This window comes from Kribbia dieselivorans NBRC 106261 (genome assembly GCF_001552435.1).
Lineage (GTDB): Bacteria > Actinomycetota > Actinomycetes > Actinomycetales > Dermatophilaceae > Kribbia > Kribbia dieselivorans.
Genome location: NZ_BCRE01000182.1, coordinates 1 through 4,207, shown reverse-complemented (window position 1 = coordinate 4,207; position 4,207 = coordinate 1). Strand labels below are relative to the sequence as shown.

General features: G+C 71.0%; 5 protein-coding genes. All 5 read right to left on the bottom strand.

The window, feature by feature from the left end:
* The coding region (locus tag KD1_RS13635; protein WP_068402800.1) for an NAD kinase at positions 1 to 880 on the bottom strand (880 nt) is incomplete at its 3' end.
* The gene (locus KD1_RS17440) at positions 877 to 1,707 is read right to left on the bottom strand and encodes a TlyA family RNA methyltransferase (RefSeq protein WP_068402798.1); all 831 of its coding nucleotides are present in this window, start codon (positions 1,705 to 1,707) and stop codon (positions 877 to 879) included. The genes KD1_RS17440 and KD1_RS13635, both read right to left, overlap by 4 nt.
* Positions 1,708 to 1,712: 5 nt before the next feature.
* Positions 1,713 to 1,892 carry a hypothetical protein gene (locus KD1_RS17435; protein ID WP_068402796.1) on the bottom strand — a complete coding sequence of 60 codons (180 nt, stop codon included), beginning with the start codon at positions 1,890 to 1,892 and terminating at the stop codon, positions 1,713 to 1,715.
* Positions 1,889 to 2,815 carry a hypothetical protein gene (locus KD1_RS17430; protein ID WP_157073356.1) on the bottom strand — a complete coding sequence of 309 codons (927 nt, stop codon included), beginning with the start codon at positions 2,813 to 2,815 and terminating at the stop codon, positions 1,889 to 1,891. Before KD1_RS17430 ends, KD1_RS17435 begins: the two co-directional genes overlap by 4 nt.
* Positions 2,816 to 2,952: 137 nt before the next feature.
* Positions 2,953 to 4,207, bottom strand: a 1,255-nt coding sequence (tyrS, locus tag KD1_RS13615) for a tyrosine--tRNA ligase (RefSeq protein ID WP_068402792.1), incomplete at its 5' end; no start/stop codon positions are given.

Below are 4,207 nucleotides of genomic sequence, written 5' to 3'. Positions count from 1 at the left end.
CCCGCCAGCCTCGAGTGTTGAGGTCGAACTTGGCGACGAGGCGGTCGGTGAACGGCGCGCGCGTCAGTCGCGCGAACCGCACCGGCTCGGGGCTGCGCCGCACCTCGATGCGGGTGCCCGGCGGCAGGTCGACGGCGCGTTGACCATCGCACCAGGCCACGGCCGATCCCTCGGTCTGCGGATCGATCTGGACCATGACCGTCGAATCCGGGCCGATGACCATCGGCCGGGCGAACAACGCGTGGGCCGAGATCGGCACGACGAGGATGGCCTGGACGTGCGGCCACACGATCGGTCCACCGGCGGAGAAGGCATAGGCGGTCGACCCGGTCGGCGTCGCGACGATGAGTCCGTCGCAGCCCCACGACGACAGTGGGCGACCGTCGATGCCCAGGGCCAGTTCGAGCATGCGTTCGCGGGCGGCCTTCTCGATGGACACCTCGTTCAGGGCCCAACTGCGCATGAGCTCGGTGCCGTCCTTGGTGGCGACGACCTCGACGGCCAGGCGCTCCTCGACGACGTAGTCGCGCGCGACGATCCGTTCGACGGTGCTGTCGAGCGCCTCGCGTTCGGCTTCGGCGAGGAAGCCGACGTGTCCGAGATTGACCCCGACGATCGGGACTCCGGTGCCGCGGGCCAGTTCGGCGCCCCGGAGGATCGTGCCGTCACCGCCGAGGACGACGATGAGTTCGCAGCCGCGCAGGGCCTCGTGCTCCTCGGCGATGATCACCCCGGGCAGGTCCGCGAGGTCGGTGTGCGCCAGGTCGCGGTCGATGGCGATCTCGATGTTGGCCTGCTGCAACCGGCGAGCAACCCCGAGTGCGGTGAAATGAGCCTCCGGACGGGCGGGGTGGGCAACCAGCAGAATGCGGCGACTCACGCGGTTGCGCCTCCTTCGGGATCGTGGTCGGTCACGGCCAAGGCGTCGACCGTGCTCGTCAGAGACTGCCACGTCAACCCGGGTTCGTTCGACTCGGACATCCACAGGAGGTACTCGACGTTGCCCGTGCCGCCGCGAATCGGGCTGGGGACGACCCCACGGATGGCCAGTCCGGCGTCGATGGCGCAGCGGGCGACGGTGAGCAGGGCGGAGCGTCGTGCGGCGTCGTCACGCACGATCCCGTTCCGGCCCAGCCGCTCCCGGCCGACCTCGAACTGAGGCTTGACGAGCAACACGAGGTCACCGCGCGGGCGGATGAGCGTCGCCAGGACGGGGATGACCAGGCGCAGGGAGATGAAGCTCAGGTCCGAGACGATGAGGTCGACGGGTCCGCCGATGGTCTCGGGGGTGACGTCGCGGATGTTCGTGCCGGGCAGGTCGGTGACCCGCGGGTCGGTGGCCAGGACCGGGTCGAGTTGATCGTGACCGACGTCCAGCGCGATGACGTGCTCGGCGCCGTGGGCGAGCAACACCTGCGTGAACCCGCCCGTGCTCGCGCCGACGTCGAGGCAGAGCTTCCCGGCCGCGCTCAGCCCCTGCGGGCCGAAGGCGGCCAGCGCACCGACCATCTTCTCCGCGCCGCGGCCGACCCAGGTCGGGCCGGTCGTCGTGACGGAGATGGTCGTGCCCTCCTCGACGCTCTGGGCGGGCTTGGTGGCCACGTCCTCCCCCACCCGGACCGATCCGTCGCGTACGAGTTCCTGCGCGTGGGTACGTGACCGGGCTAGTCCTCTCTCGACGAGTTCGAGGTCGAGTCGGCGCGCCACGCCGGTCAGTGGGTGAGGTCCTGCAGGCGGGCCCGCAGGACGTCGTGCACGGCTTCCCCGGCGGTCAGGATGCCGTCGAGGTCGTCGGGGTGGACCTGTTCCAGGGCCTGGATCCCCGATGCCTCGACGACGTCCGCGCCGGTGGTCGAGCGCCGCAGGTCGGCGGGAGTGACCGGCTGGGTCACTCAGCACTCGATGGGGTGCTCGGGGTGGTGGTGGGCGCCGGCGTGATCGTGGCGGGTGTGGAGGTGGTGGTCGGAGTCGGCGTGCTCGGGGTGGGCGTGGTGGGGTTCGCCGAGGTGGTGCTGGTCGTCGGCGCTGCCGCGGGGGCGGGCGTCGCGCTCTTCGCCGGAGTCGCAGCCTTCGCGGGAGTCGACGACGCCGGGGTTGCAGCCTTCGCGGGAGTCGACGACGCCGGGGTCGCAGCCTTCGCGGGGGTCGAGGGGGTCGCGGCCGACTTCGTGGCCGGCGCAGCCTTCTTGGAAGGTGTCCTCTTGGCTGCTGTCTTGGTGGCCGGAGCCTTCTTCGCGGGGGCCTTCTTCGCCGTCGCCTTCGTGGCAAGGGCCTTCTTCGCCGTCGCCTTCGTGGCAAGGGCCTTCTTCGTCGCCGTCTTGGTGACTGCCTTCTTCGCGGCAGGCTTCTTCGCGGCCGGAGCCTTCGTCGCCGCGGCCGGTGCGGTGTCCGCGGATGCGGCTGCCGGAGCATCGGTGAGGTCCGGCACCGCTCGCAGCGTGCTCGGCTTGTCGCCGCCCCCGGCTGAGGCCGCCTTGCGGGAGGTCGAACCACGCACCGGAGCCTTGCGCCCCGGGGTCTTCTTCACCGGGGCCGGAGCCGCCTCGTCACCGTCGGAGCCGGTCGAGGTCGACGCCACGGCGCGACGCCGCAGCAGGGCATCGGCCGCCGGGGACGCCAACTGCTCCTCGGGCTGCTCGGGCCACCCGCGCGGGTCGAGGTCGGGGTTCTGCGGGTCCCCGATCGACTGGTGCTTGCGCGCGTTCGGGGAGATCATGCTGTCCACGACCCGCACGACCTCGAGGGTGCGCGTCAGGGTGAAGTCGGTCAACGACAGCATCAGGTGGGCCAGGCTTCGCACTTCGTCAGTCCGCATGTTGTCCTCCGAGGGTGTGACGTCGAGGCCACGCTACATCGCCGCAGGTCCCGCCCCTGCGCCGAGTGATGGATCCGCGTGGCCTATACCCCCGAATAGGCCACGCGGATCCATCACTCGGCGTGATCAACCACACGTCACTCGGCGTGATCAACCACACGGGCTGCCGCGAGGTTCTTGCGCCCGCGACGCAGCAGCGCCACCGCGCCGAAGAGGAAGTCCTGCTCGCCCAGCACGGCCGCCTCGTCGGTGACCTTGGCCCCGTTGACCGAGACGCCACCCTCGGCGATCGCCCGCCGGGCGGCCTTCTTCGAGTCGACGAGCCCGGCCGCGACGAGGGCGTCGATGACGGCCGTGCCGACCTGGACCTCTCCCCCACCGAGCGCGGCGGTCGCGTCCCGGAACGTCTGCGGGTCCAGCGCCCGCACGTCGCCCTTGCCGAAGAGCGCCTCCGAGGCCGCCTGCACCGCGGCGGTCGCGTCCGCCCCGTGCACGAGCGTCGTCACGTCGGCGGCGAGGGTGCGGTGCGCCAGCCGCTTGAACGGTTCCTCCGCCAGCGACCGCTCGAGCTCGGCGACCTCGTCGGGCGTGCGGTCGGTGAAGACCTTGATGAGCTTGATGACCGAGGCGTCCTCGACGTTGATCCAGTACTGGTAGAACGCGTACGGCGAGGTCCGCTCGGCAGAGAGCCAGACCGCGTTCCCCTCGGACTTGCCGAACTTGTTGCCGGCCTCGTCGGTGAGCAGCGGCGTCGTCAGCGCGTGCACCGAGGCGCCCTCGGCGCGCCGGATCAGGTCGACGCCGGCGGTGAGGTTGCCCCACTGGTCCTGCCCGCCGGTCTGCAGCGTCACCCCGTGCTCGCGGTAGAGGTGCAGGTAGTCCAGCGCCTGGAGGATCTGGTAGCTGAACTCGGTGTACGAGATGCCCTGGTCGGAGTTCAGCCGCGCGGCGACCGCGTCCTTCTTGATCATCTGGTTGACGCGGAAGTGCTTGCCGACGTCGCGCAGGAAGTCGAGGGCGGAGATCGGCGCGGTCCAGTCGAGGTTGTTGACCATGACCGCGGCGTTCTCGCCGTCGAAGTCGAGGAACGGGCGCACCTGGGCCTGGATCCGGTCGACCCACTCGGCGGTCTGCTCCTTGGTCTTGAGCACCCGCTCGGCGGTCGGTCGCGGGTCGCCGATGAGCCCGGTGGACCCGCCGACCAGGCAGACGACGCGGTTGCCGGCGCGCTGCAGGCGGCGCAGCAGGACGAGCTGGACGAGGTTGCCGAAGTGCAGCGACGGCGCGGTCGGGTCGAACCCGCAATAGACCGTGATCGGACCCTCGGCGAGTGCGGCGCGCAGCTCGGCCTCGTCGGTGGTCTGCGCCACCTGGCCCCGCCAGTGCAGCTCG

What these genes read in the sequence shown, in the direction of transcription:
- KD1_RS17430 (WP_157073356.1), bottom strand. Translation starts at nt 2,815, where the DNA reads ATGCGGACTGACGAAGTGCGAAGCCTGGCCCACCTGATGCTGTCGTTG.